The sequence below is a fragment of the Neobacillus sp. YIM B06451 genome (genome assembly GCF_032667185.1).
GTDB lineage: Bacteria > Bacillota > Bacilli > Bacillales > Cytobacillaceae > Bacillus_D.
Genome location: NZ_JAVFKJ010000001.1, coordinates 720,994 through 747,322, shown reverse-complemented (window position 1 = coordinate 747,322; position 26,329 = coordinate 720,994). Strand labels below are relative to the sequence as shown.

Here is a 26,329-nt window from a genome sequence, read left to right as displayed (position 1 = left end):
AGCATTTTAAGAAATTGGAGGAATTGGCTATGTGCTACGATTTCAATTTATTAAGCTTTAGAAAACTGGATAGGAACGACTTGGAGAAAATGCATAAATGGTTAAACAATGGTTTTGCTGCCCAATGGTATGGAAAAAAACAAATGACATTGGATGAGGTTAAGGAAAAGTATTTGCCCTACATAAACGATGAAAAACCTACACAAAGTTATATCATTTCATACGAAAATAAACCTATCGGGTACATTCAAACTTATAAAATAAAAGACTATCCTGATTACGCAAAACAGGTAGCAATAGATGAAAATGCCTCCGGTCTGGATCTATTCATTGGCGAAGATGAATTTATTCATAAAGGATTAGGCAAACACATCGTTCGCAGGTTCTTAAAGGAGATTGTATTCTCTCTTAGTGATTCAGATAGTTGTATATTAGGGCCTGAACCCGATAATGTAATCGCGATAAAAACATATGAAAAAGTTGGTTTCAAATATGTTAAGACAGTAAGGACTGATGATGGAGATGAATACATAATGAGAATTGGGAAAGATGAATTTCAAAATTAATAGATTTTAAAAAGAAAAACCCCATTCGGGATCAGCATCTTATCCGAATGGGGTTTCCTCACTAGATTTATTCTCCATTGCCAGGATGTATTTGCCGTTTTACTTCCTCGACATCCGTATCACTATACATCGCTGTACCCTTCCCGCCGGTTTTTACTAGTAGTGCCTTTACCTCGTTATAGGACAATCCTGACTGGGCGTTAAGCCGCTTCACTTCTTCGATATCCGTGCCGACTGATGTGAAATTCTTTTTGTTTTGATCCATAAAACCACCTCCAGTATCGATGGCATTATAATTCTTCAAGTCAGCTTTTTTTATCCAAACGAGAATAAAGTAGTGGAACTTTATGAGTAGTTTGTCGAATGGTGTAAAAAGGTAAAGGTAAAAGGAAAGAAGAAACACCAAAACACTATGGAAGGGGAATAGTTATGTCGAAAGTGAAAAAACCTTTCAACAAAAAATGGTGGGTCTTGATTTTTGCAATCCTTATCATCGGCGGCATTGCTGGGTGTGTTGACGAGTCGGCAGATACAAATAAAGAAGTACAGACTCCCGCCACCGAAACGGATAGTAAAGATGATACAGCTAATAAAGAAACTCCTAAAAAGGAAACACCTAAAAAAGAACAAAAGAAAACTAGCAAGCCTGCTGCAAAAAAAGGCGTTTTAACCAAAGAGAAATTCGAACAAATTAAGGACGGTATGACTTATGAAGAAGTCGTTAAAATCGTTGGAGCTGAAGGTAAGGTTATTTCTGAAACAGGCGACAAAGGATCTCAATACCATACAGTTATGTATGAATTCGATACGGACGGTTTTATGTCGAACGCCTCGATGATGTTTCAAGGTGGAAAGTTAATCAATAAAGCGCAATTCGGTTTAGGTGAAAAATCAGATGTCGAAATTTCACTTGAAGAGTTTAATAAACTGCAAAACGGCATGACCCTTGAAGAAGTAGTGGCTATTGTTGGGGGCGAAGGAGAAATTTTATCAGAGTCTGGAACCAAAGGAACAAACCTTCATACCGTTATGTATTCTTACCAAGGAAAAGGAAGCATAGGGGCAAACGTCTCGTTATTGTTTCAAGGAAATAAGCTCCAAAACAAGTCTCAATTTGGCCTCGAATAGGAAATATATAAGTTTTTTTACTTGGCCCTCTATAAGGCCATTTTTTTTTCAAAAACTAAGAACACATGTTCCGTTGATGGTAGAAACGGTATCAAATGCTTTGTATTGGACACTTGTATAGAAAAGTTAAGTATAAACTCTACAGAACACACGTTTTGGTGTACAATAAGATTTATGGTTTTTTCACATAAATTTTTTGAGGAGAAATGAATATGAATGGCACATCGCACGCAGCAATTGGAGCAGCAACAGGGTTTGTTGTCGCCAATTCATTTGATGCCTCTCCATCCGCAACACTTTTGCTTGTAGGATTAGGGAGCATTTCAGGCCTGATTCCTGATCTCGATATTGATGGGAAGCTTCGCGGCAAAATCACGTTGTCGCATAAGATGATCAGATTATCCGCCCAACTCATTGGAATACTCATGATTTTGTACAGTTTTATTGAAAAAACAGCGACTGAAAAATGGCTCGGACTCGGAATCGGAGTCATGATTAATTTGGTTGCATCGTTAATCAAGCAAAAACATATGCTTACGATTACCGGAGCTGCAGTCATTGCGGGAGGTTTTTCCTTGGACGAACTTTGGCTAATCCTGCTGGGAGTCTACGTTATTATCGCGTCCTTTTCTTCGCACCGGAGCTACACACATTCACTCCTGGGGGTTATCTTCTTCGGATTCATTGCTTATAAGCTGGAGGCCTCTCTCGGAATCAATGGCGTTTTCTATACTTGTTTAGGAGGCTATGTCAGCCACCTAATCGCAGATTTAAAAATCCTGCCATTTAACAAACGCGGAATTAAGCTTTTCTTGCCAGTGTCATCGAAAGAACTATAATTTAAATACATATTTAAAAACAGTAAATCCCTACCTTAAAAAGAAACCCAGAAACATACAACGTACGATTTTGTACATAATAATGGGTAACCAAATTAGAGGAGGTTACGATTAATGAAGAAGAATCAACAGCAAAACAGAAACAACAGTACAAAATCATCAGGCACGGCTCCCCAAAAAGTGAAACAGGATATACAACAAGATGTGAACGCAGGACAAGGAGCAATGACTTCCCGTGAAGCAGGAGCAATGAGGGATTAAGAATTTTTGACTTGTAAAAACCGACATGAAATTATGTCGGTCTACTTTAATTATGCTTTTTGTTAACTCGGTCCTTTGAAATGCGCCAAAGAAAGAAAAAAGAACAAAATTAAAAATGCGCCCATCATGTACTATTTTGTTTGTTGTATTGGTTTAATTGGCAATTTCCCTGCTCCTTTTGGCAAACCTACCCATATGTAATTAAACAAAGTGAGTTATGTATAACGGGTTCGGTTTTGAAGTACAAAATTCGAATTAGCGTAGAAATGGCAAACACTTAGCAGTAAAATTAGCACGAAAGAAGCTCGGAGCACATTATGCTTCGAGCTTTCTCTATAGTAGTGCATTGTTCAACTAAAGCACCCCTTCAGTTTAAGTGAAAATCTTCACATATTTTTAGGAATTATAGGCTGCTTAAATGACAGCCTTGTAGAAATTAAATTTCACCTAGCCACTTACAGCCTTTTGGTTAATAGTTAATATATATTTCAATTGTATCTTTTCACTATCCAATCACTAAGACGTTTTGAAATAACTAATAATCTTTTTGCATCCTCAATTGAACTATGACCCTCATGGACAGCGATATTCCCAATCACCCTTATTTCATGAAGATTACCGAGATGAATATCGTTTAATATACCGCTTCTCCCTAAAATATGAAGTTTTTCTTCTTGTGAAGTTCTTGAAGGAACTGTAATTCGTTCTTCTGTAAAAATTATACTCACAAGCTTTTCTCCAAACATTCTCAATTTAATTAATGATATATTGGCATCATTAAAGACATTTTCCTGAGCACTTGCTGCTAAATTATATAATTCTTCCCATTTATCTTTGAGACAGCCAAAGTAGTTATCCTGAATCTCTCGCTGATTTTGAGTTTGATTTTGCATTTGTTTTAAAGCTGATGTTGAAATTTCCTTTTTTCTTGGAGGGATAACAGTTTTGCTTTCCAGTTTCTTAATTGGAGGATTGTCTTGTTTAGTTTCCTTTGTAACTGAAATACCATTCCCGTTAGTTAATATTTCAAGCCTTCTTCCATCTTCAGTTACGGCTATATATAAGTTTTTCGTTGTTGTTGTAAGAATATATCTCGTATCGGTATTCATTGAATTTCTTATGTAAGTTTGTATATATGATTCGATTGTTTTTTCCAGAGAATTGGATGTTGAAATTTCCTTTTTTCTTGGAGGGATAACAGTTTTATTTTTCATTTTCTTAATTGGAGGATTGTCTTGTTTAGTTTCCTTTGTAACTGAAATACCATTCCCGTTAGTTAATATTTCAAGCCTTCTTCCATCTTCAGTTACGGCTATATATAAGTTTTTCGTTGTTGTTGTAAGAATATATCTCGTATCGGTATTCATTGAATTTCTTATGTAAGTTTTTATATATGATTCGATTGTTTTTTACAGAGACTTGGATGTTGAAATTTCCTTTTTTCTTGGAGGGATAAATGTTTTATTTTCCATTTTCTTAATTGGAGGATTGTCTTGTTTAGTTTCCTTTGTAACTGAAATACCATTCCCGTTAGTTAATATTTCAAGCCTTCTTCCATCTTCAGTTACGGCTATATATAAGTTTTTCGTTGTTGTTGTAAGAATATATCTCGTATCGGTATTCATGGAATTTCTTATATAAGTTTGTATATATGATTCAATTGTTTTATCTAAAGAATGGGATACTTCGGGATATTCTAAACAAGGCTTGCATCTAAGTGTTTCCCCTTCTTTTAGATAGTTACCACAATCCAAACACTTATATCTAGTTTTCGTTTCCTCTATTAAATATGGTGAGAGCTTTATAGACTTGGCATTAGAATATCCCAAACAAGACTTGCATCTAAGTGTTTCCCCTTCTTTCAGATAGTTACCACAATCCAAGCACTTATATTTTGTTTTAAGATTTTCTTTTGCTTTTCGCAGTCTAGAAAATATCAATTCTTTAACCTCATTTCTTGTCTTTTGTTCTAATCCACAACATATTATTAACTCATCTACTTTTATCTTGGTTTTAAATTAACCTGCCCCGTTTAAAAAGGGATTTAACAAAAAAGGCGGCTAATCCTTCCTGGAACAACGCCCCCAATAGTTGAGGAAATAGCGATTTTTTAAACAATTCTATTTTGAGTTAATCTAATATACCCACTGCAACTGTCCCTTTCTCCTTTTTGCAATGTACATTATTTGCCCAGTATGGTTATGTATTTCTCGCACCATTTGTACCATTATATCGAGTAATGTTGATTTGTAGTCGTTAGCACTAAAAGTAAGTGGAGGCATATTTAGATAAGGCTGCCATACTAATAATTGGGGTTTCATATTCAAATCTTCCAAAATCCAAATAATTACATCAAATATCAAATAATTCATCTGCTAGTATAAGAGCTTCTTCTTTCGATAAGCGAAGTCCTCGCTCAAACTCTTTATCCCTTTCTCTATTGTCTGGTACATTAAAAAATACAGTTTCAGGTAGCTGACGTACTGTTCCCCTAATATGTGATATTAAATTTGCTATACTGTTACTCTATGGAGTTGGATGCCACACAATATCTTCTTGTTTTCTGATAATTGGTTAATTGCTTGAAAAACCCACTTTTTCTCAGATTTAAACTTTCCAACTTACTATCAATAAGTAATATGGCATTATACAAGCGAGCTACCCACTGTTATAATTAGTTTTTACAACGATTATATTTATTTCTACCTTATAAAATATATTTCCTTCTTTCACTAATTCCCCTTTAGTCGAACAAGCAGCACGATCTCGAGCTATGGCACCAGTTAGTGAAAATTCATTTAATGAAATTCTTAAAGACATCAAAAATCAAAGGAATTCCGCAAACTACCATCAAAACAAATCCACTATATCGAAATATTCCTTCTACAATATCCGTAACGTCTTGCCAAAAGAAAAAATGAGGTATAGGTAAAATCAATAATCCAAAACCAACAATAAAACCATAAAAGAAAGTTCTTTGCTTATCCAATTTTCAACCCTCTTTTCTACAATACTCTTCCTTTACCTAAATGCCCCTTTTGATGAAGAAACTCTTCTTTAATTTTAACATAAATAACCAAAAACCTAATTTCTATTTTTATCAATCCAATCCATATAGCAATTAGCATACGAATTCGCACGCTGACAATAACTTCGGTCACACTGCTAAAAGGGGTGCGAATTCGAGTGCTAAAACGCCATAAAACGTACAGAAATCCCTGATATATCAAATAAAAAGATGGAGTCTAATTCAGTTGCGAATTGGACCGCTAATTAGTGTGCGAATTAAGTTTTTGTACTTGAAAACCGAACCCGTTAAGTTACTTACAACCTGTTTCCATTATTATGTACTAAAAAACACTCATCTTTACTAAAGACGAGTGCCCGATTTTTTCATATAGATTAATCTTTATAATTTGACTCAACCACCCAAATTCCTCTTATTCCCATAAGGAATATTGTGCGGCAAATTCCAGTTAAAACGGACGGATATGATTCTTAAGAATACAATAAGAATCAACAGGACCGCTGTCATGTAAGGCCCACGTACCAAGCCTAAACCGATTGCGAAACCAGCAAGCGCTGCCCATAGAGCATAAATTTCAGAATGAAAAATCATAGGCTTTCGGCCCGCAAAAACATCACGTATCATCCCACCGCCAGCACCGGTAATAGTCGAGGCGATAATGACAGCTGCAAAAGGCGCACTAACAGAAACTGCATAGTTTGCACCCTGGATCGCAAATGCCGCCAGGCCAATGGCATCAAAAAAGATAATCCAATTTTTAATTTGCTCAAGCCATTTATTGGGCAACAGAAAAACAAGCGTAATCGAGAAAAAGGCTATTTGAAATAAGTTCCCTTGCATCCACGTGTTTTCAATCGGAATTCCAATCAATAAGTTTCGGACAAGGCCTCCCCCGAAGGCAGTCGTAAACCCAAGAACGTAAATTCCAAGAATATCATAATCCTCTTCCCTGGCTATAAGGGCACCACTTATTGCGAAAGCAAGGGTACCAATGATATTAAGAAGGTCCCATGTCAAAGCGCATCCCTCCTGTCACCGATGTTCTAATTGATTGTCTACCCTTAAAAGATGCAACTAAAAATCAGTGGAGGAAAAAAACCTCCACTGATTGAATTTGCACCAGTATATGGCATGTTTTTGGAACAGCAAGGTCGACTAAAACGACCACTATAGTATTTTCCACCTGAATGAACACAATTAAACCTTTAATTGCGATAGCCAAAAGGCCGAGTGTTAACGGACTTGGCCAATCCAAATCAATTACGAAGTTAATAAATACATTCAAAGTGCCATAATGAATATAAATGCTTAAAAAACAGCCTTTCAAAAAAAAGACACCGGGAAGGCCCAGTGTCTAATTCAGCTATTGGATTTTGTCGATTTTTGATTGACTGTCCGTGTTTGCCTGTTGCTGTTTCTGGCTTTTAAATTGGATGCCCAACCGATATTGGACTCATATTTCTGAGTGTATTCCTTTTGGACTAGCTCATGGAGCCGGTCCCTGTTTTTGGTCAACATATCTTCCATCACTTGAAGCCGACGCGTTGGGAAGCTTAGTCCGGCGAGAATGGTGGTGATGGATGGGTCTGTTTCCGAGATATAGGTTCCTTCGTACAGTTCGAGGGGTTCCCCGATCCTCTCGAAAATCGATGGGATGTTAATCAATTTCGAGACATTTTCAGGTCCCTCATATATCAATCCAGCACGGATGACGCCAGCCGATTCAACCGGACAGAACACCGAATTTGCCCATGATTGTTGGATTTTAAGGGATACTTCCGCAGTTGTTTTGGCATCTGTCACTGTACTTGTTGAGATGACGGTTACACCTCGTGTGCTAAGGATGTTCATAAGGTCGGTTTCATCAAAGTTCCCGTAAAGGGAGCTTTTCATGGTTATTTGCAGGACATGGTTGATTGCCTCCACAACCTTGTGGTTTGAAGCCCGATAAATTTGCTGCTTGCTGGATTGGGGATTGGTCCTGCGCAACTGGTCATTGTCGACCAGGAAGGTGGATGAAATCCCGTCAATTTTGGACAATTCCTCAAGGCATTCCGCTGCATTGATCCGATTGCCAGCAAGGACATTCCGTTCAGGCACGACAGCAATCGCTCCTACTTTTAGCTTTGGCAGCTGGTTCAGCAGGATTTCAATCAGGAGCGGGCTCATCCCCGACCCGGTTCCACCGTCAGTGGAGAATGCCACAAACAGGAACTTTACTTTTTTAAATGACTTTTCAACAATTTCGACTATCTCCCTGTAATGATCGTGTACTGCCCGGGCACCGATCGACCGATCCTGTCCGGCCCCGTTATACCCTGGAACAAAATACTTGTTTTCAACCCTCGTATTGACAAGCCCGTCACGCTTGTTCGTATTGATAAGTGCGGTTGGAAAGCCCAAGGCCGATGCCGCCTCCGCAATATTGCCACCTGCCTGGCCTACGCCCAAGATTCCAATTGGTTTCACCATATCCCCTCCCTTATCTAATAAAATAATACTCAATAGTTCAGAATTTAGACTAATCTTCAGGAAAAGAGGCTTTATTAGTAACGGGTTCGGATACCTATCACAAAACGTTAATTTGCATTGCAAAAAGTAATATTTGTTGTATATAAAAATGTTATTGGTTTTGAGGACCAAATTGCTATGCTGGCGATTTGGTCCTTTTGCTTTGTAAGACATTTCAAACGTTATTACTTGAAGGAATTACGCACCTTTTTGTTGAATTCCTTATTGAACAAACGGGGCAGTATAGTTGAAGAAGGATGACACTAAACTCAAAATTTCTCGTCAGTTTAAATGGAGGGGATTTTATTTTTAGTAAAAAAACAGTCTCATTAGTGATAGCTACTTTAGTTATAATTGTAGGTTGCTCGAACAATGATAGCAATGATACTAAAAAGAGCTATGATGAAAAGGTAGCCAACAATGAAGAAATTACTGGTCTTGGTGTTGAGGGTTACGTTAAAAAACGGACATCTAACAGGGGCTTTTTATTTGAAGTGACAAAGGAACACCAAATGTTTAAAACAGGTACCTTAATAGACGTAAGAGTAGATAAGGAAACAATGTTAGACGAATTAGAAGTAGGTCAGAATGTATCAGTTTGGTTAAGTGGAAACATTCTCGAATCATACCCACCAAAAATCAAAGGGTTAAAGATTGAAATCAAAGATAGTGTGAATTAAGTTAAAAAGCCCTTGTTAAGTCAACGGGTGCGTTAATCCAGCAGGATTAACCGCCTTTTTTGTTGAATTCCTTATTATGCTAACGGAGCAGGTTAGTTTAAGAACATTTAGGGCAGGTTACTTTTAAAAAGGAGTAACCTAAATGAAAAATCCATTCTTAAAAAGTTTGTATTTGTTTATATTTTCGTTCAGTCTCTCCATTTTCCTGGGTAATCCTGTTTATTCTCAAACTACGCTTTCAGATAAGATTGAATATCTATATCCTGCAAATAAGGAAAAAGTTTTTGATGAAACTGTAGATGAATTTTACCAGGCATTAAGAGATATAAAGTATCCTGTACATCAGGAGCTTTACCTAAGGAATAAGCACAAGCAAATACATTTGGATACTGTTCTTTTTAAAGAAATACCTGATGCATCAGTAAATATTAGAAAAAAATTATTGTTTAATGAAGTAGAAGAATTTAATTATATAACTTGGGATGGAGATATTCTTCATACCTACCCTGATTTTGATATTAACTACCATCAGACTGTTAGCCCTGATAGGCAAGTTTATTTCTTTTATTCCTTTAAAGACACGGAAAAAGAATTTAAAGGTAGATATACAATTTATGATGTTGAAACCAAAAAAATGGTAGCAGGTGGAGGTATTAATATGCCAAAGTATCCGACTCACAAGGAACACTTAAGATAAAGAAGGATAAATTTAGGCTTGGAAAAATAGCAAAAAAGTTGTGTTTGTCTTCTTTAACTATCGGAAGCGTTGGTCTTAAGCAGGACTAACGCTTTTTTTGTGGAATTTCTTAATGAACAAACGGGGCAGTTTAGTAAAAGAAGGAGTATTCAACTTTGTGAGGAAATAATAAATTTAGGAAAAATGTTTACCTGGAGGAAAAACGATGGAGTTAAATGATGAACTGTATGAAGAAATTTCAAATTTATGTTCCGATGGGGATTCTTTGGTTGAAGAATCGATGTATGATAAGGCAATAGATTTGTATTTAAAAGCATTAAATTTAGTACCTGCTCCCAAAACGGATTGGGAAGCAAGTACGTGGATTTATACAGCCTTAGGTGATACCTGTTTTATTAAGGGAGATTATAAAGCTGCTAAAAACTATTTGTTTGACGCTTTAAATTGTCCAGACGGAATAGGAAATCCCTTTATCTTGTTGCGTCTTGGTGAAACATTGTTTGAAATGCAAGAAGTCATCAAGGCAAAAGAGTATTTACTAAGGGCATATATGTTGGAGGGATACGACATATTTGAAGAAGAAGACGGTAAATATTTCGATTTAATTAAGAATGAGACGTAGAAGTTGGGAAGAATTACACTTAAAGTAACGGGTCTTTAATAAGAGTTTTAATGGACTTTGTTTCAGGAAATGTTAGGTATCCTTGTAAAAAAGTAAGGAATGGAGTTTCGGTGGGGGACTGCTCAAATAGATGAAGAAGGAAAAAGATATTTGATTTAGATTAGACGGGTGAGTTGATCCAGGAAGGATTAACCGCCCTTTTTGTTGAATTCCTTAATTAACAAACGGAGGTTAGTTGGACAATTTTATTAAATGAAAGGTTGTAGGCTATGCTAAATGAGCTTCAAGATGTTTCTGGGTTATTAAGGATTGATAGAGAATTCAATACTTTAGGAGCATATATAAAAATAATAGCTAATGGAAAAATTGGACGCAATAACCAAATAATCTTCGCTAATAATCATTTTTATTTATCTTTAAATACTTATCTCGATGGAAAATATTTAAATTTGTATTTGGAATTGGATAGTGCGGGTAACATCATAAAAGTGTTAAAAGAAACGGAAGGGATGTTGCCAACGCTATTTATTGCTCCGAATAGCACAGTTTGGTGTACTCTTGATGACATAGAGGATAAGGAATTAATTCTGCCATTATCAAAGCGTCAGGAAATAGGAAGTGTAAAAAAGTATCGTCCATTTGTGGGGGAATGGTTGGGGACTTTTAATGATATAGCTTTATTTCATTCCTATGATAGTTTTGGAAATAAGCCAGACCAATTAATGAAACTAGAATTTAAGGACAATTTTATTAAAAAGTGTGAAATTTTAAAAATCGACAAGCCACAAAAGAATAAGATGATTATCCAGCAGGAATACATCCAAATGATAGCTTGGGATAAGGGGAATTTATTACACCGAAAAATGGATCTAAAGGGGAATATGATTCAGGAAAGAACTATTTATGTTGATGATATGGAATTGAATGATGTGGTTGGTGTAAAGTTATGTTTTGATGATGAATCAACCCTTATTGGTTTTAATGATAATACATTGTTTATCCTATTTATAAATTCTATTGGGAGAATAACCAGGAAAAACCTAATAGAGTTGGAAGCCACTTTTTATAATATCTTGGGTTTAAAAATAATTGATGCTGAAAATTATTTGGTTTCCTTCGTTGGCGAAGCGTTTAATGGATGGGCACTAATAAAAAATAATATCCTTGCGGAGTGTTTTGTAGGCTACGAAGGAAATTCCTTCTATAAAGAAATTATTTCAGATAACATTATTGAATTTCCTATACGAGGAAATGACAAATTGATTATTTCTGGGATATGTGTAAATAAAAGTGATGGTTATCAAGTGGTAATATATAATCAAAAAGAGGAGAAAGAACTTTATATTATCTCTCGGAACTTATTACCTGTAAATTAAATACTATTCAATTAGGTGTCGCCCTCAGGGTAGCTTTATTTTTATTAGATATTTTAAGTTTGTGAATAAATTTACTTAAACATACGGGTGCTTTAGTTAAAGAAGAACTCAAACATAAAATCGCTTAACTTCACTGTTAAGCGATTTTTAATTCCCGAAATTATTTTTGTTAGCAAAATTGCCGGTCAAATGTACTGTAATTTGCGGGCTTACCGAAGTTTCTGTTAGTCTGCAAATTGATATACAAGTTCTATAGCAAATAATTAGAATTTATTAGTACAAATGCCGGTAGATCAATAAAAATAGACCATCATTTTCAACTACAATTTGATGGTCTATTTGCCTTACATAATTAAATTTTGTGACAGGTAACAGAACCCGTTACTTTATTAGCCCTATTTTTATTCAAGAAATGTATTTAGGGACCCTTTATATACCGGGGTTGTCACGGAAGACACTCTTGATAATGCAACCGGGAATCTGCCAAAAGGTAGTTCATCAAAATCTGCTTTATCAACTCATTAAGAATAGACGAAGGAATTGCCAACCTGAAACAACAAGTGGAATAATAGATAACCAAATAAGCCATCTTTTTTTAACAATAAATCCGATTGCTAGAATTACTAACCCCAATATAAATACTCCTAAAATCGTTAAGGTTGTCATAGCTACCTCTCCCTTTCCAACAAATTCACCATCAAATCCCTTTTTATTTCATTAATGCCCGGAAACCTATAAATATGTCAATTTTTATATACAGAAAGAAGCACCATTGAGTTGTTCAATGGAAGCCGTCTATTGATTTTCCCAACTTATCCAAAGTATTTATTCCATTAACCGCCGTATTAATATGTATATGGGGACAAACCCAAATTTTCCAAAAGGAGTGAGAATTTTTATGGATCGAAAAGTCAAGTTCATTGGATTGCTGTTTGCATCTTTGTCGCTTGTCATATCGTCTGGTGTGGCAGCTGCTAAAAGTGACGCTCTTCAAAAATACTTAGGGAGGAATGAGGAAAGCGTTGAATCTCAGTTGAAATCGTTAGACACAAAACAGCTTATTGAAGAAATTGATGCAATTGCATCAACAGAAGAAGCGGATGATAAATTAATGCCCTTTGTTTCAGCACTCTTTGAAAAGAAAAATAAGGTCCAGGATTCAGAGTTATTAAAAGTCATTAAAGACAAAACGAAAGCAGTTAAAACCAGGGAGGCAATGGTTGACTTATATTTGCACATACATGAAAAGGAACCAATCACAGCTGAATTGAAAGAGCTTCTTAACAGTCCTGATGTTAACGAAAGAGTAAAGACTAAAATTGTGGCTGGAGCGCGCTTTACTGAGAAAGACGTTCATCTCTTAAAAGAATTAATAGCAAAAGATGATGCCCTCGTAGCTTTCCACAGCTTAAAACAACTAAGTAAAACGAATACAAATGAAGCCTACACCATTGCGAGTGAAATCCTTTCCAACCTTGATGTTTCCTCAAAAGATAAAGTTTCTGCAGCACTAAAATCCACAGCCAAGTATTTAAAAAAGCAGCCCTTAAACCACAAAAATTACGCCAAGACAGAAGAAGACTTCCTAAATTTAAGTTTTAAAATTATTGATACGAATGACGATACGTATCTGAAGGATTCAGCTTTTTTTGCTGTATCTGAATTGCAAAGCAAAAAAGCCATCAAAAAAATCATTGAAAGCAATTCCGTTGACAAAGAGTTAAAGGTATTTGCGATTGATCAGAACTTCGTTACATTGAAGGAAATCCTGCAAAATAATCCAACAGAATCAGATATTAAGGTAGTCATTGAAGCAATGAATTTGTATCCAATTGTCGATTTGGCTGAGGCTCTTGATAACGCAATGAAAACAATTAATAATCCACAGTTAAAAGAGGAAGCTAAAAACGCTATCAGCATTATGAAAGAACAAGGTGTAAAAGGAAATGAGAAATGGTTGGATAAAAACTAAAAAAAATGCGAGGTGAATAAAATGAAAAAACACATTAGGAAAATTGCCGTATTACTTTTCACATTGGCGTTGTTGGCCCCTTTGTTTTCAAATCCAGCGGAAGCGGCTACCGGGTATCAAGGCTATGCCATTTACCGGGATGGAGTGTTTTATGGTTACGACTGGCACGCTGGAATGATGGATGATCCATATCGGACTACTACTTCTCTTCCGGTTTTGCACGCACCTGGGTCAGGCAGTGTTGTGAGCTGGGATAGCTGGAGTAATTTCATGAAAGGTAATAATTTCAAAGGAGTTTACAGGCCCAATCGGACACCCACTTCGTCGGAACGTGATTTATTCGTTTCAATGGGCAGGAATTTAAGAACTGAAAATATAACTTATAATGTCGCTTATCAAGTATATTATGACACTGGAAGTTCTGGTACTTGGGTCGATCCAAGCGAAGTATCATCAATGAGATGTGACGGCGTCGTTGAATATATTCATGAATGGTATAGTTTCAGAATCTATGGCAGTGACACCTATTGGGATGTAACAAGAAACTCTTTTTGGGGACGAGATCATCACAGTGGAACAGCAATTACACCAAAAAAGCAAGTGGGTTATATGACATTAGTAAAGAGCACAGCCCCTTAAAAGTTGTTGTACAATTAGGTGATAGTTTAAGTTTCAATTGATTAAACCCTTCAGTTTTACCAAAAGAGCAGCCCAATGCCGTTGCGTATTGGGCTGCTTCTTTGTATGCACATTAAGTTTTCTGTACTCGAAAAATGCTTGTGGTCGCGGTTGTCAGGACATTGCACTCTTGGAGGCAACAACCTCCTCCGCCATTTTCCTCAATTTATACTTCTGAATCTTCCCTGACGCTGTTGTCGGGAACGCCTCGCAGAATTCAATATACCTTGGCACCTTGTAGCGGGCTATTTTTCCAAGGCAGAATTCGCGAATTTCTTCTACTGTCGCGGTTTGCCCTTCCTTCAGCTGGATCCATGCCATCACTTCTTCGCCGTATTTTTCGTCAGGAACTCCGATGATTTGGACGTCAAGGACGGCCGGATGCTGATAGATAAATTCCTCAATTTCACGGGGGTAGATGTTTTCGCCGCCGCGAATGATCATGTCTTTAAGGCGGCCGGTGACCCGGCAATAGCCGTTTTCATCCATGACAGCAAGGTCGCCAGTATGCAGCCAGCCGTCCTTGTCGATTGCTTCGGTGGTCGCTTCGGGATTTTTGTAATAGCCTTTCATGACATGGTAGCCGCGTGTGCACAATTCACCCTGCTCCCCGTATGGGACTTCTTCGTTCGTTACCGGGTCGACGATTCTCACTTCGACGTTCGGGAGCGCTTTGCCGACCGACGAAACGCGCAGTTCAATCGGGTCGTCCGTCCGCGTTTGCGTAATTACTGGCGATGCTTCCGTCTGGCCGTAGCAAATGGTAATTTCTGATGCGCCCATTTTTTCGATGACGGCTTTCATGACTTCAATCGGGCAATTGGACCCCGCCATGACGCCTGTCCGGAGGCTTGATAGGTCGTATTTTTCAAAATCGGGATGGTTCAGTTCGGCGATGAACATCGTCGGGACGCCATGCAGCGCGGTGCAGTGTTCCTTTTCAACCGCTTCCAGCACCTTCTTCGGGTCGAACTCCTGTACAGGGACCATCGTCGCGCCAACCGACACGCAGGCGAGCGTCCCAATGACGCAGCCAAAGCAATGGAAGAACGGCACGGGGATGCAGAGCCTGTCCTCCGCTGTCAGCTTCATGCATTCGGCGATGTTGATGGCGTTGTTGACGAGGTTGTTGTGGGTGAGCATAACGCCTTTCGGGAACCCGGTCGTACCAGATGTGTATTGCATGTTGATTGGATCATCCGGGTCAAGCGATTCCATCCGCTTGTCGAGCTCCTCGTCGGATACATCATCCTTCAGCGCTAGGATATCGTCCCAATGCAGCATGCCGGGATAGCGGTTCTCGCCGAGTACGATGACATTTTTTAAAAAAGGAAGGTTCTTCGACTTCAGCTTACCTGGCTCGGACGTTTTCAACTCAGGCGCGATTTCGTAGAGCATGTCGATGTAGGAGGCATCCCTGTAATTCTTCATTAGGATGAGTGTTGTTGAATCTGACTGCTTCAGCAGGTATTCGAGTTCCGCCGTCCGGTAACTCGTGTTGACGGTAACGAGGACCGCCCCCATCTTCCCGGTCGCGAACTGTGCCGTCACCCATTCAGGCCGGTTCGTCGCCCAGATCGCGACATGCTCCCCTGTTTCGATGCCAAGCTTCATTAATCCCTTTGCCACGTCCCGGCACAGGTTTTCGAACTCGCCGTATGTATAGCGCAGCCCTCTGTCAGGGTAAACAACTGCATCTTGCTCCGGCTGCCTTGCAGCGGTTTCCTCTAGAAGCTTGCCGACTGAAATGTTCATTTTCTCCGCCATTTCTATCGCCTCCATTAATAAGAATCGCCAAGTCAATTCTATATTTTAGTAATATTATAATTGGAAAATTCAGATATTACATCTTTGAGTAGGTGGTTTCCCAACTTTCTTTAGAAAATTGAGTCTTATATACAAGTGAATCCACCGATTGGTACAATTAGGAAAACACCCACTTCCCGATCGGAGGTATTAAGAGTGGCTGGCAAAAATAAGGGGCATCGGTTTCTTTTTCTATTTCTTAGTATTAGTTTAATTGTTGGCATCGTTTATTATTTTCGCCCGTTAAACGCTTATCAGGTATTTCCTGAATTGGACAATGTTAAAAGGGTTCAGTTTGTTGTGAGATTCCAAGAGAGGCTGGCTCAAGAGCCGATCTATTCGGAATTAGAAGTCAAAGATACGGAAGCTTTCATACATATATTGGAGAAAGCCAGGTACCAAAGGGCATTTGGGGCAACGAATATTCAAAGCCAAACAAACGCATACGACATTTTACTTGTTATTCCGGAAGGCAATTATTCAATTGTACTAAATGATAAGGGATATGTTTTAGTCGATGAGAGAAACAGCAAGAAGAAGTACAAAATCCTAAGTTCGAAAAAAGAAGGATTGATAAATTTGATCGATGAGTTGTTGCAGGAAAAATAGACATGGATTTACTAGATTTTTTCAGCTTTTAGCCTAAAGAAAAAAGCTGCGAAAATGCAGCTTTTCCATGAGGTTTCATTCATACCAGCAGTAAAGTTCACTTTGCATAAATTCCGTTACTTATATTGAAAAATTAGGATGCCGCCTATCATCACGGCTATCCCAATAATTTTATTAAGAGTCAGAGTGATTGGCTCGGTTCCAAATAGTCCGTTTGTATTGATTATTAATGCTATGATCAATTGTGAAATCAATAAAATGGAAACAGAAAGGGCCGGTCCCGCATGTGTGAAACCTTGCATTACGCTAAATACAATAATGACTCCAAATATACCGCCTAGGAGATAAACCTTATTGACCTCTAGCAGATTTTTGATGCTTCCATCCTTAACAAACAGATAAATGATTACAGATCCAATAAAACCAGTGCCGTGTACAACCACAGTGGTCAGCCATAACCCCGCTTTTGAACTAACGTTCGTGTTAAAAATGTTTTGCAATGTGATAAAAATTCCCGCCAGTAATGAAAATAACAACCCTTTTACCATAAAAAAACAACCCACCAAATCATTCGAATTTTATCCCATCCGCCAACTCTTTTCCCCTCTTTATTAACAAGTACCCATCCCTTTTCTACAATAATCTTTTTTGGGACCAACTCGTTAATCACCTATTTAGATGCGATAACTTGTTCCTAATAACTCGGCGAGTTCATTTTAATTTGGGTGGCTTATCTTTTGCCTATCTTTCGTATTTTTCATGGGACCTCACCTTTTTACGAAAAAAACAGTCCAATTCTCAACTGAGTATTGGACTGTTGCTTTTATATGGGTAATGACTGTTTCCCCATCCATACTTCCCAATCATGTTCATCGTAACGGTTTTAGGAACCTAGTTATTTCCTTATTATTTCATTCAAATTTTGAACGACAAAACCGTACCCGTTAAAATCGCCACAGGTACGGTTTGTTGTTCTTAACTTTAAAAGTATCATTTGTACTATTTGCACAAAATGGGGGTTTTAGTTACATACGAGCGATTAATTAGGCAAATTACACAATAAACCGTAGCTTATTATCCAAAAATATGCGTACCAGCTTCCTCATTAATCGCAGCTTTTAAGCTTTCGGGATTTGTGATGATCACTCTTGATCCGTTGTTCTCTAAAAAGCTTAAACTTGCTTCTATTTTTGGAAGCATGCTTCCTGCCGGGAAATGGCCTTCTGCGACATATTGTTTCGTTTCTTCAACTGTAATTTTTTCTAGTGCCTGTTGATTAGGTTTGCCGAAATTGATACACACCCTGGAAACGCCGGTAGTGATAATTAAGGTATTTGCATGGATTTGTTCAGCGAGTAAACTGGTTGCAAAATCTTTATCAATTACTGCGTCAATTCCTTTATAGGTGCCTTGTTCGGTTTTGATAACCGGGATTCCGCCGCCGCCAACTGCAATAACGACAAATCCTGCGTTGATTAATGTTTTGATCGCATCTTTCTCAACGATATTAATTGGTTTTGGAGATGGGACCACCCGCCGGTAGCCACGGCCGGAATCCTCAATGAATATCCAATCTGGATGTTGTTTTTTCATTTCTTCCGCTTGTTCAAATGTAAAAAAGGATCCCACTGGCTTTGTTGGATTTTTAAAATTCGGGTCGTCTTTACTTACTTCCACCTGGGTAATGACGGTAGCCACCTTTTTGGCAATGCCCCTTTGTGCAAACTCATTCGTTAAGGCTTGTTGAATTTGATAACCAATTCCGCCTTGGGTATCAGCTCCGCAATTGACAAGCGGAACTTCAGGCATGCCCGCTACTTCATGGGCTATTTCTGCTCTTCTAAGGCAGAATCCTACTTGCGGGCCGTTGCCGTGGGTAACCACCACATTAAACCCTTGTTCAACCATGTCTGCTATATGAACAGCTGTTTCAACAATCGCCTCATACTGATCTTGTACTGAATCACGTCCGTTATCACGAACCAATGAATTGCCCCCAATGGCAACGATAACCGTCTTTTCCACTTTCAATCCTCCCAATCATTTGGAACTATTTTTGAGCTAGCAACTCCAGTGATTTTTGCTTATGAGTATGGTACAGCGGGTTTGTTGGATCATTCTTGATGGCGTTCTCAATTGCCTCAATCGCTTCTTCATGCTTCCCTAAAGATCTTAGGCTGTTCGCTTTATGGAAGGAGAAATCGTAACGGTTCGGCTGGAGATCCAATAATTGATCCATTGCCCTAACTGCATCAACATGCCTGCCAAGTTCCCTCAAATAGTTGGATTTATGGTATAAGTAGAACGTTTCGTCCGGATCAAAGGCAACTGCTTTATCGTATTCTGCCAATGCTTCCTCTGTCTTTTTCATCAGCCGTAAGCAATTGGCTGTGTAAAAATAGAAATCCAGGTCATTTGGATTAATGGCCAATGCCTGTTGATACTGTTCCAATGCCTCTTCGTATCTCTTTAATTCCTGGAAGAAATGGCCTTTATAGTAGAGTAAATCAAGGTTTTCCTGATCGCTTTCAAGAGCTTTATCGATTAAACCGATGGCTTGCTCATATTGATCTGCGCGTCCCAACGATTTTGCCTGCTTGATCGTTTCATTGCTTTCAACATATTCTCTTTTTAAAATTTGCACGACCTTCTCTTGCTTCAATTCAATTGCATGCTGAAGCGAAGACTTCCCTTCCCGATCAGGCAAGTTTACATCTGCTCCGGCTTCAACCAGTAATTCGATTACGTCGAAATACAAGCGGCCGCCATTCCCCAAAATAACGGCTTCCAGTAACGCAGACCATCCTAAATCATTGGCGTGGTTGACTGGAATACCAGCGTCCAAACATCGTTGAACTGTTTTTAAGTAGCCTTTTTCACTAGACGGAAGTAGAGCTGTACCGCCAAAACGATTCACACTCTTAAGGTCGGCTCCGTAGTCCAGCATCAAGCTTAAAATTTCGTGAAAACCGTTTGCACCTGAACAAATAAACGGAGTTAATAGAGTAATGTCCCTTTCGTTGACATCACTTCCCGCTTCCAAAAGTATTTTGACAACGTCGATATGATTTTTTTGGGTAGCCGCCATTAAAGCAGTACGGCCTTCCTCATCTTTATAATCAACACTTGCCCCATTTGCTAAATATTGATGGACAGCATCAACATCTCCCCGTTCACTTGCAAGGATCAACTGCTGATTCAATCTTTCTGTTTCCAAAATTACTTACCCCGCTTTTTTGTATGTCGTCGAAATCCAATATCTACAAGGATGTTTTTGCATTTAAAAAATTCATCCGGTACTCGTTTACAGCACCGGAGAATAATCAATCTTATTTAGTGGAATTATGGAAAACCTCGAACAAATTATCACAATCTTCTCTTTGCTCAACCTTTACCATGTTAAGAACACTTTTATCTTCACCCGTTAAATACTTTCTCAAATGCATATCGGAGAAGCCGTGTTTGTCTGCATCTTCACTCGTATTGCAATAGTATACTTCTTTAATTCCTGCCCAGATGATGGCAGACACACACATTGGACAAGGTTCGCAGGTGGCGTAGATGACACAGTCGGATAAATCCATTGTGCCTAGTTTTTTAGTTGCCTCCCGAATGGCAACCATTTCAGCATGCGCAGATATGTCAGTATCTCTCATCATTGTGTTGCTTACTACAGCAATAATTTCATCACCGCGTACGATCGTTGCTCCAAATGGTCCGCCAACTTTGTTTGCCATACCAACAAGTGTAGCATCCGCAGCCAATTTCATATAATCCATAGTAGTTGTCTCCTTTGAATAAAACAAGAATTTGAAACCAAGTTACATTATTTTATTTTTTCGAAACAAACCCAGGAGCAGAATCCAAATGGCCTTACTCCTGAGCAGCATTCATTATTACTCTGTAACTGGACCAAGATTATCTTTTTTATTGATATAAAGTTTATACGCCAAGAATGCCGCGATGAGCAGGTATCCCCAAACGAAAGGCATGGCGGTTGCTTGTGCAAGTCCGATAGTGGCCGTGTGGATTGCGCCAATAAACGTTAAGCCAGCTGCCAGCACTGCAGCGATGATGCCTCCAATAGGCGTGTTGCGGATCGTGAATACCGCGATACATCCCCAAAGAACACTGGAAATAGGTGCGCCATTCCCGAGAGCAACCAAACCATCATAAAAGAGTCCTGCATTATTCAGAGCTAGTGAAGAAACTTGGCCATCTGCACTCCCCGCAGATGTTCCAGCAGCTGAAAGTGCATTATTTACAGCAACAAGCGCCCAGTTGGCAACCCATGGGAAGAAACATACAAAGATTGCCGGTGCTTCAAATTTCGGACTTTCTTTAACGACTTGGTGCCCTGTAACAATCGCAATAAACACGAGCATTGGAACAATAGCGGCAATTGGTACTACAGCTAGCAACAGACCCATTAGACTGAAAATCGATAATAGGAATATTGCAACAGAGCTAGCAATCGAATACCCAAGACCTGCACCTACTTCTTTCCAACCAGCATGGCCAACATATACGGTTACTGGGAATGGGTTCCCACAAATGCCGCCAATTGCAGTAGAAAATCCGTTTGCAAGCATAACATCCCGAGTTTTGTATTCATCGCCACAGACCGCAGCAGCTTCAACGTTTTCCAGGTTAAAAATGTAGTTTGCTAACCCTAGAGGTACAGCAGTTAAGAGATATGGCAAAGCAGCGCTAAAATGGTCTAATAATCCATTCAAATGCAGCTTAGGCGGGTTAAAGCCAAATGATTTTAGAGCTTCCGTAACATCTGCAGGATTTTGATATCCAGCTATCCAGGCAATGGCAGTACCAACTACGATCAGTAATAAACCAGTTGGTATTCTCTTTAAGATTGGATGTTTACTTAACCAGTTCATGAAGATAATGATAAGTGCTACAAATGCAACGATCGGCATTTCAAAGGATTGCAGCATTGGGTTCATACCAAGGAATACAAATGCCAAACCTGCCAGTGCTGCCAGCAAAACTGTTCTTGGGACGATTTTTCTTATTGTTTCACCCAGGAATGCGCCTAAGAATAATATGGATGCCTCTACAAAGCCCCAGATTACAGCTACAGTTGTAGTGAAAGCTGCATCCTGTGTTTGATGATAGAGAGGAAGCATGATGACAAATACGATTAGAAATATACCAGGTGAACTAGAACCCGACGGCAGTGCGGTAACATCCGTTCTGCCTGTCTTTTTGGCTAATTGATAGGCAAAATAAGCAAAAATAATCCCAGAAATAAGTACTGCAAATCCAAAACCAGGAACAATCCGTTTAAAAACAAACTCAGCTGGCATCCCAACTACGCCGATTAGTAATGAGATCATTACCAAAAAGTCTGTTAAAACGTTAACGAACAAACCAAAGGATGCAGCAATGTCTCCCTTTTTCCAAAAAGCTACTTTTCCCATATTAAGGTCTCCTTAAAATTGAATTATTGGAGACACTGGGGAAACCGGGAATTTGCTGGCTTCCCCAAGGTGTCATTAAAACCTATTGAATAGTTTCACTTAAAGCGAGCAATGCTTTTTCAAATGCTTCAACTGGCGGATACGTGATACCGGCGCCAATCATGCCGATTCCTGGTTCTTTGTGGGCGATGGCCGTATTGATTACCGGCTTAATGCCTGTTTGAAGAACCTTTCGTACATCGATTCCGGTTGGAAGACCCATGAAGTTCAATAACGGAATCGTTACATTTGGATTTTCAGTGGTTGTAATTTCCTTCATTTGTGTTGAAAAGCCGATCGCTTCCTCAACTGTTCCACCTACAAGCGAAACAATCGCGGGAGCGGTAGCCATTGCAAAGCCGCCAAAACCATATGTTTCTGTAATCGCACTGTCGCCGATATCCAATCCGGAATCCTCCGGTTTGTAACCTGCAAACATTGGTCCCACAACCTTTTGAGCCGGGCCGGTAAACCAGGTGTTGCCAGCCATTCCACTGACGCGGATGCCGAATTCTACACCGTTGCGTGCCATTGTCGTTACAACAGTACTGTTTGGTATTCCATGTCCGGCATCAAGGGCACATTTGGCCATAGCCATCCAGGTTGGACCAGAGAAATAGTCGCTGCTTGCTACGAATTCAAACACTTCACGCTTTTGTTCCGTTGTAAAATCTGTTTGTATAATGTAAGGAGTCAAAGCCTGGATTAACAGAGTTGTCCCTGCAACATTCCTGTTATGGCACTCGTCTCCCATATGAAGAGCTTGTGCAAGCATGAGGCGCAGATCAATTCCTGTTGGATGAAGCTCCATAGCTGCTTTCAAAATCGGGCCAAATACATCCCGCATCCAGATCAAACGATTGATGACGCTCTCGTCATTGGCACCCATCCGTAAAATCTTTGATAACTGTTCACTTAAGTTTGTATAGGCAATGTTTCCATACGTTTTATTTTCAACGATATGCATGTACATGGAGGCTGAAGTAACCCCGGCCATGGAACCAACACAGTTATGCTCATGGCATGGCGCGAATGTAATTTCTCCTGAGGCCGCGACTTTGTAGGCATCCTCGATATCTTTGGCCAATCCTTCAAAAACCAGCGCTCCTGTTACAGCACCCTTCATTGGGCCACTCATGTCTTCAAAGGCAATTGGCGGGCCCGCATGAAGAATGGTCGTTTTTGTCATGCCTGGAACACAGTTAATTGCTTGATCAAACCCAATTAACACTGGCTGGGAATTTACAATTCTCTCAACTGCGAGTCGATTTGCTTCCTTAATTTTTTCAATTACGGCCGGATTTTCAAGCTTATCCAATGCTGCAATGATTTCCGGCTTCCCACCGCCTGGCGGTTGCCATTCCAGGTGTGTTGCATGTGTATTTTGATTTAAAATATCGTCTTTGAAAAATTCGATTCCAACGTTAATCACATTGAGGTTTGATTGAAAAAGTTCATTAATTTTACTCACGATTATTCTCCTTTCACTACGAATTCACGAGCTAATAACCCGGCGTTTTGGCTGCTGGATGCATGCGTTGCCCCTGAAGCTATTAATTTATCAATTTGCTCCTGATAGTTTTGTTTGTCCAACTCGGTTCCAAGAATGTATCCAAGGATTTCCAAGTGCCTTCCTTCTTGTTCTGCTTGTTGTTTTGCTTCGATAATGTGTGGAACCATCACCCCGACTGGATCTTCATTTGCACCGAAGCCTAAAACAAAGTCCATCACGATTACCCCAACAGACGGATCCTTCGCTTCTTCCTTAAATCGTTCAATCCGGGTAGATGGATCAATCATCGGATGTGGCTTCCCTTTTGTAAATTCATCATCACCAAAGTCAATGAAGGTATGCTCCTGGCTGACTTTAAGGTCCTTTAAGAGATAATCCGGGTTCTTTTGAATGTTGCTATAGACGTTATCAAACTTTTCCATTGCTGCGTACATGGCTTCGTCACATAACGTTCCGCCGCAGAATAATCCGCGAATGTATTTTTGTTCAGGTGTTAACTTTGCACGTACTTCATTAATCAATGGAATGTTCAATGCTTTTTTATTAATCTTGCTTTCATCGGCTCCTGTTAATAAAACAGCCTTCAGCGCCGCCTCTTTCGACATTTTTGCAAAATGGCCGCCCGCTTTTGTGACCTTTTCTTCGTTTCCGCCAATAAACCAGACAACGACTGGCTTCGAGCATTGTTTAATTTGATCACAAATTTTGTCTTCCACACTCGGTGCAGGTGGCTTCGATACTAAAATGATTACCTTGGTTGCCTCGTCGGCTTCCAAAGCCCGAATGCCATCAAGCATCATCAATCCGCCAACTTCCTCGCTTAAATCACGGCCGCCTGTGCCGATTAATTGGGAGATTCCACCGCCAAATTCATGAATGCGCACGCTCACTTCCTGGCTGCCTGTTCCAGATGCACCAACAATGCCAATGCTTCCCTTTCTTACCGCATTGGCGAATGCCAACCCAACGTTGTTGATAATCGCAGTTCCGCAGTCCGGCCCCATCATCAGAAGTCCTTTTTCATGCGCAAGCTTCTTTAGCTCGATTTCCTCTTCAAGGCTTACGTTGTCGCTGAAAAGCATAACGTGAAGGCCATTTTCCAGTGCCTTTTTCGCTTCCCTGGCTGCATACGCCCCATTAACTGAAATGAGGGCTAAATTGGCCTCAAGAATATTCGTTGCAGCTGATGAGATCGTTGAATATTTCACCTCTCCTTTTCCGCCTGAAGGTTCTTTTTTCGTTAACAATTCTTCAATTTCAACGAAAGCGTTTTCGCAAAGTTCATCTGTTTCTGCCTTCACGACAATCATAAGATCACTTGTTTTTGCTTCCTCAACTTCTTGCGTCATTAATCCAACGTTACGGATTACCTCTTTGTTCATTTCCGTTCCCATTGCGATGATTGCCTGATCAACGCCTTCAACTTGATTAGCCTTCGTTGATAAGGACATTAACGAAACGGAATCAAAATATGTGTTTGGTTTGATTAATACTTTTATAGTCATGCTTGGCCTCCTATTTTTCTATTAGCTTCTAATCCGTAGTAAATACCTAATGCGATATCTGTTCCGGAAGTAGAGCCGATGGATAAGACTTTATTTAAAGAGAGAATAAACTCCTCATCTCCACCAGTGAAAATAGACTTTACTAAATGGTTCATTGATTCTCTTACATGTCCTTTTGATGCTTTTTTAAGAGCCATAAAGCTAATATCATTTGTAAGGGATGTGGCGTCCCGTACGACTTGATCCGCTAGTCTTCGATACTCAAAAATCGGACTATTGGGAATATTCAAGACAGTAAATAGCCCTACCAGAAAGTCATCCCCCGACGGCGTTAAACCGGAACCAAGACCAATTAGTCGGATCGCGCTCGCCGTTGCCTTCGAAATATCTTTTTTCAAAATCGCTTCGCAAAGGATGAAAATCCTTTCTTCTAGCATTTTGGACAATTCCGCTTCAAAAGGGCTTTGCGCCTGAGTTCTTTTTTTTACTCCCCCGCCCTTGCCATGAAGGTCAATATACTCTTTCATTTTTGATAAATTATTATAGAATATCTCAAGATTGGCAGGAAAATCAGGTAACTTGCTTTCCCACAAGCTTGCCTTTTCAATCGAGATAACGAGTTGATTGCCGACCGTTAACCTTGCATTTTCAGCAAATACCGGAGCATTGATGGCTAAATCGATGTCATCCAATCGTTCCTCTTCAATCACAAGCGTATTAGGGCCATTGTCTATTTGGTTACAAGCAATGGTATAAAGCTCATCATTTTCGTAGCATTTAATATTGGCGGTCCGATGAAAGGTGCTGTGTATAAAACCGCTAAAATTTGAATCTTTAATTTGCTTTATAAACCCCACATCACCAGATTTTGCATTTCTCAATCGTGCCACTTTTTTTAATAGATCCCCCTCCATATTTATAGGTTTCCTTAATATGTGAACAGTTCAGAAAAATCTTTAAGCAATTGCTTTACAATCTCATTTTATGTTCGATGCATTATCATATCACTGTTTAACAACACCAAAAAGATTTCAATTCCCTTGTGCAACTTGCCTAATGAT

General features: G+C 39.2%; 27 protein-coding genes. 11 read left to right on the top strand and 16 right to left on the bottom strand.

Annotated elements, in window-relative coordinates; translation table 11 throughout:
• Positions 1–29: 29 nt before the first annotated feature.
• Complete coding sequence (locus RB160_RS03660) at positions 30–566, top strand: GNAT family N-acetyltransferase (protein WP_316568844.1); 537 nt, start codon at positions 30–32, stop codon at positions 564–566.
• A gap of 67 nt (positions 567–633) precedes the next feature.
• Here RB160_RS03660 and RB160_RS03655 read toward each other — a convergent pair whose 3' ends face one another.
• A complete protein-coding gene (locus tag RB160_RS03655; protein WP_316568843.1) occupies positions 634–831 on the bottom strand; it encodes a gamma-type SASP family protein in 198 nt (65 codons plus the stop codon).
• A gap of 164 nt (positions 832–995) precedes the next feature.
• On the opposite strand from RB160_RS03655, the gene RB160_RS03650 reads away from it, so the two are divergent.
• The 3 genes from RB160_RS03650 (at position 996) to RB160_RS03640 (ending at position 2,794) form a co-directional block, all read left to right on the top strand.
• Positions 996–1,694, top strand: a complete 699-nt coding sequence (locus RB160_RS03650; protein ID WP_316568842.1) for a DUF3862 domain-containing protein — start codon at positions 996–998, stop codon at positions 1,692–1,694.
• A gap of 212 nt (positions 1,695–1,906) precedes the next feature.
• Positions 1,907–2,533 carry a metal-dependent hydrolase gene (locus tag RB160_RS03645; RefSeq protein WP_316568841.1) on the top strand — a complete coding sequence of 209 codons (627 nt, stop codon included), beginning with the start codon at positions 1,907–1,909 and terminating at the stop codon, positions 2,531–2,533.
• Positions 2,534–2,647: 114 nt separating this feature from the next.
• On the top strand, positions 2,648–2,794 hold the full coding sequence (locus RB160_RS03640) for a hypothetical protein (protein WP_316568840.1): 147 nt from the start codon (positions 2,648–2,650) through the stop codon (positions 2,792–2,794).
• A 488-nt stretch (positions 2,795–3,282) separates the two neighbouring features.
• On the opposite strand, the gene RB160_RS03635 is transcribed toward RB160_RS03640, so the two are convergent.
• The 5 genes from RB160_RS03635 to RB160_RS03615 form a co-directional block, all read right to left on the bottom strand.
• The gene (locus tag RB160_RS03635; protein WP_316568839.1) at positions 3,283–4,161 is read right to left on the bottom strand and encodes a DUF4145 domain-containing protein; all 879 of its coding nucleotides are present in this window, start codon (positions 4,159–4,161) and stop codon (positions 3,283–3,285) included.
• Between the two features lie 42 nt (positions 4,162–4,203).
• Positions 4,204–4,734: an immunoglobulin domain-containing protein gene (locus RB160_RS03630; RefSeq protein ID WP_316568838.1), complete on the bottom strand. Its 531-nt coding sequence runs from the start codon at positions 4,732–4,734 to the stop codon at positions 4,204–4,206.
• Positions 4,735–5,588: 854 nt separating this feature from the next.
• Positions 5,589–5,783: a hypothetical protein gene (locus RB160_RS03625; RefSeq protein ID WP_316568837.1), complete on the bottom strand. Its 195-nt coding sequence runs from the start codon at positions 5,781–5,783 to the stop codon at positions 5,589–5,591.
• A 432-nt stretch (positions 5,784–6,215) separates the two neighbouring features.
• A complete protein-coding gene (locus tag RB160_RS03620) occupies positions 6,216–6,839 on the bottom strand; it encodes a trimeric intracellular cation channel family protein (protein WP_316568836.1) in 624 nt (207 codons plus the stop codon).
• A gap of 342 nt (positions 6,840–7,181) precedes the next feature.
• Positions 7,182–8,294 carry a tubulin-like doman-containing protein gene (locus tag RB160_RS03615; protein WP_316568835.1) on the bottom strand — a complete coding sequence of 371 codons (1,113 nt, stop codon included), beginning with the start codon at positions 8,292–8,294 and terminating at the stop codon, positions 7,182–7,184.
• 296 nt (positions 8,295–8,590) lie between these two features.
• Here RB160_RS03615 and RB160_RS03610 point away from each other — a divergent pair, with 296 nt between their 5' ends.
• The 4 genes from RB160_RS03610 (at position 8,591) to RB160_RS03595 (ending at position 11,708) form a co-directional block, all read left to right on the top strand.
• Positions 8,591–9,013 (top strand): DUF3221 domain-containing protein, encoded by a 423-nt coding sequence (locus tag RB160_RS03610; protein WP_316568834.1) that lies wholly within the window; start codon positions 8,591–8,593, stop codon positions 9,011–9,013.
• Between the two features lie 142 nt (positions 9,014–9,155).
• Positions 9,156–9,710, top strand: a complete 555-nt coding sequence (locus RB160_RS03605; RefSeq protein ID WP_316568833.1) for a hypothetical protein — start codon at positions 9,156–9,158, stop codon at positions 9,708–9,710.
• Positions 9,711–9,915: 205 nt separating this feature from the next.
• On the top strand, positions 9,916–10,332 hold the full coding sequence (locus RB160_RS03600) for a tetratricopeptide repeat protein (protein WP_316568832.1): 417 nt from the start codon (positions 9,916–9,918) through the stop codon (positions 10,330–10,332).
• 269 nt (positions 10,333–10,601) lie between these two features.
• Positions 10,602–11,708, top strand: a complete 1,107-nt coding sequence (locus tag RB160_RS03595) for a hypothetical protein (protein WP_316568831.1) — start codon at positions 10,602–10,604, stop codon at positions 11,706–11,708.
• A 513-nt stretch (positions 11,709–12,221) separates the two neighbouring features.
• Here RB160_RS03595 and RB160_RS03590 read toward each other — a convergent pair.
• On the bottom strand, positions 12,222–12,374 hold the full coding sequence (locus tag RB160_RS03590) for a hypothetical protein (protein ID WP_316568830.1): 153 nt from the start codon (positions 12,372–12,374) through the stop codon (positions 12,222–12,224).
• Positions 12,375–12,606: 232 nt separating this feature from the next.
• Between RB160_RS03590 and RB160_RS03585 the strand changes: the two genes are divergently transcribed.
• Positions 12,607–13,680 carry a hypothetical protein gene (locus tag RB160_RS03585; protein WP_316568829.1) on the top strand — a complete coding sequence of 358 codons (1,074 nt, stop codon included), beginning with the start codon at positions 12,607–12,609 and terminating at the stop codon, positions 13,678–13,680.
• 21 nt (positions 13,681–13,701) lie between these two features.
• Positions 13,702–14,319, top strand: coding sequence for a hypothetical protein (locus tag RB160_RS03580; protein ID WP_316568828.1), 618 nt, complete (start codon positions 13,702–13,704; stop codon positions 14,317–14,319).
• A gap of 153 nt (positions 14,320–14,472) precedes the next feature.
• Here the strand turns inward: RB160_RS03580 and RB160_RS03575 are convergent, their stop codons facing one another.
• Positions 14,473–16,125: an AMP-binding protein gene (locus RB160_RS03575; RefSeq protein ID WP_316568827.1), complete on the bottom strand. Its 1,653-nt coding sequence runs from the start codon at positions 16,123–16,125 to the stop codon at positions 14,473–14,475.
• A 195-nt stretch (positions 16,126–16,320) separates the two neighbouring features.
• On the opposite strand from RB160_RS03575, the gene RB160_RS03570 reads away from it, so the two are divergent.
• The gene (locus tag RB160_RS03570) at positions 16,321–16,773 is read left to right on the top strand and encodes a hypothetical protein (protein ID WP_316568826.1); all 453 of its coding nucleotides are present in this window, start codon (positions 16,321–16,323) and stop codon (positions 16,771–16,773) included.
• Positions 16,774–16,889: 116 nt separating this feature from the next.
• Here RB160_RS03570 and RB160_RS03565 read toward each other — a convergent pair whose 3' ends face one another.
• The 8 genes from RB160_RS03565 to RB160_RS03530 form a co-directional block, all read right to left on the bottom strand.
• Positions 16,890–17,321 carry a DMT family transporter gene (locus tag RB160_RS03565; protein ID WP_316568825.1) on the bottom strand — a complete coding sequence of 144 codons (432 nt, stop codon included), beginning with the start codon at positions 17,319–17,321 and terminating at the stop codon, positions 16,890–16,892.
• Between the two features lie 526 nt (positions 17,322–17,847).
• On the bottom strand, positions 17,848–18,798 hold the full coding sequence (gene arcC, locus RB160_RS03560) for a carbamate kinase (RefSeq protein WP_316568824.1): 951 nt from the start codon (positions 18,796–18,798) through the stop codon (positions 17,848–17,850).
• Between the two features lie 25 nt (positions 18,799–18,823).
• On the bottom strand, positions 18,824–19,990 hold the full coding sequence (locus RB160_RS03555; protein WP_316568823.1) for an ankyrin repeat domain-containing protein: 1,167 nt from the start codon (positions 19,988–19,990) through the stop codon (positions 18,824–18,826).
• A 112-nt stretch (positions 19,991–20,102) separates the two neighbouring features.
• Positions 20,103–20,552 carry a nucleoside deaminase gene (locus tag RB160_RS03550; RefSeq protein ID WP_316568822.1) on the bottom strand — a complete coding sequence of 150 codons (450 nt, stop codon included), beginning with the start codon at positions 20,550–20,552 and terminating at the stop codon, positions 20,103–20,105.
• Between the two features lie 117 nt (positions 20,553–20,669).
• Complete coding sequence (locus RB160_RS03545; RefSeq protein ID WP_316568821.1) at positions 20,670–22,211, bottom strand: xanthine permease; 1,542 nt, start codon at positions 22,209–22,211, stop codon at positions 20,670–20,672.
• Between the two features lie 82 nt (positions 22,212–22,293).
• Positions 22,294–23,721, bottom strand: a complete 1,428-nt coding sequence (locus tag RB160_RS03540; RefSeq protein WP_316568820.1) for a YlbE family protein — start codon at positions 23,719–23,721, stop codon at positions 22,294–22,296.
• A gap of 2 nt (positions 23,722–23,723) precedes the next feature.
• Positions 23,724–25,268: an acyl-CoA synthetase FdrA gene (gene fdrA / locus RB160_RS03535; RefSeq protein WP_316568819.1), complete on the bottom strand. Its 1,545-nt coding sequence runs from the start codon at positions 25,266–25,268 to the stop codon at positions 23,724–23,726.
• Positions 25,265–26,158, bottom strand: coding sequence for an oxamate carbamoyltransferase subunit AllH family protein (locus tag RB160_RS03530; RefSeq protein ID WP_316568818.1), 894 nt, complete (start codon positions 26,156–26,158; stop codon positions 25,265–25,267). The genes fdrA and RB160_RS03530 overlap by 4 nt, the downstream gene beginning before the upstream one ends.
• Positions 26,159–26,329: the final 171 nt, after the last annotated feature.

Excerpts from the sequence above, each read along its gene's own strand:
- RB160_RS03660 (WP_316568844.1), top strand. The coding sequence starts at position 30 with ATGTGCTACGATTTCAATTTATTAAGCTTTAGAAAACTGGATAGGAAC.
- RB160_RS03655 (WP_316568843.1), bottom strand. The coding sequence starts at position 831 with ATGGATCAAAACAAAAAGAATTTCACATCAGTCGGCACGGATATCGAA.
- RB160_RS03650 (WP_316568842.1), top strand. The coding sequence starts at position 996 with ATGTCGAAAGTGAAAAAACCTTTCAACAAAAAATGGTGGGTCTTGATT.
- RB160_RS03645 (WP_316568841.1), top strand. The coding sequence starts at position 1,907 with ATGAATGGCACATCGCACGCAGCAATTGGAGCAGCAACAGGGTTTGTT.
- RB160_RS03640 (WP_316568840.1), top strand. The coding sequence starts at position 2,648 with ATGAAGAAGAATCAACAGCAAAACAGAAACAACAGTACAAAATCATCA.
- RB160_RS03635 (WP_316568839.1), bottom strand. The coding sequence starts at position 4,161 with ATGAATACCGATACGAGATATATTCTTACAACAACAACGAAAAACTTA.
- RB160_RS03615 (WP_316568835.1), bottom strand. The coding sequence starts at position 8,294 with ATGGTGAAACCAATTGGAATCTTGGGCGTAGGCCAGGCAGGTGGCAAT.
- RB160_RS03610 (WP_316568834.1), top strand. The coding sequence starts at position 8,591 with ATGACACTAAACTCAAAATTTCTCGTCAGTTTAAATGGAGGGGATTTT.
- RB160_RS03605 (WP_316568833.1), top strand. The coding sequence starts at position 9,156 with ATGAAAAATCCATTCTTAAAAAGTTTGTATTTGTTTATATTTTCGTTC.
- RB160_RS03600 (WP_316568832.1), top strand. The coding sequence starts at position 9,916 with ATGGAGTTAAATGATGAACTGTATGAAGAAATTTCAAATTTATGTTCC.
- RB160_RS03595 (WP_316568831.1), top strand. The coding sequence starts at position 10,602 with ATGCTAAATGAGCTTCAAGATGTTTCTGGGTTATTAAGGATTGATAGA.
- RB160_RS03590 (WP_316568830.1), bottom strand. The coding sequence starts at position 12,374 with ATGACAACCTTAACGATTTTAGGAGTATTTATATTGGGGTTAGTAATT.
- RB160_RS03585 (WP_316568829.1), top strand. The coding sequence starts at position 12,607 with ATGGATCGAAAAGTCAAGTTCATTGGATTGCTGTTTGCATCTTTGTCG.
- RB160_RS03580 (WP_316568828.1), top strand. The coding sequence starts at position 13,702 with ATGAAAAAACACATTAGGAAAATTGCCGTATTACTTTTCACATTGGCG.
- RB160_RS03575 (WP_316568827.1), bottom strand. The coding sequence starts at position 16,125 with ATGGCGGAGAAAATGAACATTTCAGTCGGCAAGCTTCTAGAGGAAACC.
- RB160_RS03565 (WP_316568825.1), bottom strand. The coding sequence starts at position 17,321 with ATGGTAAAAGGGTTGTTATTTTCATTACTGGCGGGAATTTTTATCACA.
- RB160_RS03550 (WP_316568822.1), bottom strand. The coding sequence starts at position 20,552 with ATGGATTATATGAAATTGGCTGCGGATGCTACACTTGTTGGTATGGCA.
- RB160_RS03545 (WP_316568821.1), bottom strand. The coding sequence starts at position 22,211 with ATGGGAAAAGTAGCTTTTTGGAAAAAGGGAGACATTGCTGCATCCTTT.
- fdrA (WP_316568819.1), bottom strand. The coding sequence starts at position 25,268 with ATGACTATAAAAGTATTAATCAAACCAAACACATATTTTGATTCCGTT.